We start from the raw sequence: 1,564 nt of genomic DNA on the forward strand, positions 1-1,564 counted from the left end.
CACTAAAACCAACGCATAGTGAAAATGCCACGCGTTGCGAATCCCTCTTGAACAGTTTGTTAGAATTGCGTTTCAATAAAAGTCTATCTAAGCACCCCATCACCAAACTCACTAAAGTCTTTAATTTCACTTAACCTAAAACGATGATTGAGAGAAAAACTCTCCCACCTTTCTTTGAACACAGGGTCTGCATATTCGTCATCGCTATTAATATTTTCCTTTACTAGCATTTTCTTTGTCAGATAATTAATGCTAGTTACTTCTTCAACTATTGGTCCTCTGTTAGCACTTGAATCATAACCAATCAACTCAAAATCTGAGCCTTGATAACGGAAATTGTAGCGCCAGTGCCCATAGCGACCATGAGCAAAAAGTATATGAAGGTTTCCTTTTTCAATGCTAGTTAAGATATCAGGTTTAAAGTATACACCCCCATATTCGTCCTCCGAATAAAAACAACTTAGGTTCTCAACTATCACCTCGTATTTTTGCTTGTTTTTTAGAGCAATTACGAGACCTCTTTGATTGAGGTCTAATTCACCCCGAATTTCATCAATAATAATTTTTTTGGGATCAGTACCTTTGATGACTAAAACAACGTCCTCTTGGCTATCTTTATTCAAATCACCATAAATCGTTTCAAGTACGATGTATCCATCAGGAGCCAATTGACGTATGGAACCATCCAACACATGGCTATCTTGAGCAAAAGCACCTGTAGTCAAGGTGAGAGCAAGAGCTAAAAATACATTTTTCACTTTCCACTCCAATACTATTTCAGTAGTAATTCTAACGCCCAATTAAGGTGTGAGGCACGCAATACGATGCTCCCGCATACCACCTTAATCACTAAAACCAACGCATAGTAAAAATGCCACGCGTGCCGAATCACTCTTAAATTGTTTGTTAGTTGCCCATCTCAAAGCCTAGTGCTAACATTTGTGCACACACCAACAAAGGAATATATCATGGACACTAGAATTCAATTTCGTGTTGATGAAGAAACAAAACGCCTAGCTCAACAAATGGCTGAGAGCCAAGGTCGAACTCTAAGTGATGCTTGCCGTGAACTTACTGAGCAACTCGCTGAACAACAAAGAAAAACATTATCTCACGATGCATGGCTAACTGAACAAGTAAACCTAGCATTTGAGAAGTTTGACTCAGGAAAATCTGTTTTCGTTGAGCACCAAACTGCTAAGTCTCGAATGGAAGAGCGCAAAGCCAGAATCCGTAATCGAGGTAAGCAATGATTTTATGGGAAGAAGAGTCACTTAATGATCGTGAAAAGATCTTCGAGTTTCTCTATGACTTCAACCCTGATGCGGCAGAAAAAACTGACAACCTCATTGAAGCAAAAGTAGAAAACTTGCTTGAACAACCTTTAATGGGTGTACAACGAGATGGCATCCGCGGACGATTGCTCATTATTCCTGAGATTTCGATGATTGTATCTTACTGGGTTGAGGGCGATATCATCCGAGTTATGCGTGTACTCCACCAGAAACAAAAATTCCCTACGGATTGATTGCTTCCTCTGGGGAACTAACGCCCTGTTAAGGGG

At 39.9% G+C, this 1,564-nt stretch carries 3 protein-coding genes; 2 read left to right on the forward strand and 1 reads right to left on the reverse strand.

Features of this window, described 5'->3' with window-relative positions; translation table 11 throughout:
• Positions 1–83: 83 nt before the first annotated feature.
• Positions 84–758 (reverse strand): hypothetical protein, encoded by a 675-nt coding sequence (locus BCT11_RS02030; RefSeq protein ID WP_102386951.1) that lies wholly within the window; start codon positions 756–758, stop codon positions 84–86.
• Positions 759–968: 210 nt separating this feature from the next.
• On the opposite strand from BCT11_RS02030, the gene BCT11_RS02040 reads away from it, so the two are divergent.
• Positions 969–1,253 (forward strand): type II toxin-antitoxin system RelB/DinJ family antitoxin, encoded by a 285-nt coding sequence (locus BCT11_RS02040; protein ID WP_005398409.1) that lies wholly within the window; start codon positions 969–971, stop codon positions 1,251–1,253.
• Positions 1,250–1,528 (forward strand): type II toxin-antitoxin system mRNA interferase toxin, RelE/StbE family, encoded by a 279-nt coding sequence (locus tag BCT11_RS02045; RefSeq protein WP_005398411.1) that lies wholly within the window; start codon positions 1,250–1,252, stop codon positions 1,526–1,528. The genes BCT11_RS02040 and BCT11_RS02045 overlap by 4 nt, the downstream gene beginning before the upstream one ends.
• Positions 1,529–1,564 lie beyond the last annotated feature (36 nt).

The organism is Vibrio sp. 10N.222.52.B12 (genome assembly GCF_002875385.1).
Taxonomy (GTDB): Bacteria; Pseudomonadota; Gammaproteobacteria; order Enterobacterales; family Vibrionaceae; genus Vibrio; species Vibrio jasicida.

Coding starts and splice junctions, on each gene's coding strand:
- BCT11_RS02045 (WP_005398411.1), top strand. CDS start 1,250: ATGATTTTATGGGAAGAAGAGTCACTTAATGATCGTGAAAAGATCTTC.
- BCT11_RS02040 (WP_005398409.1), top strand. CDS start 969: ATGGACACTAGAATTCAATTTCGTGTTGATGAAGAAACAAAACGCCTA.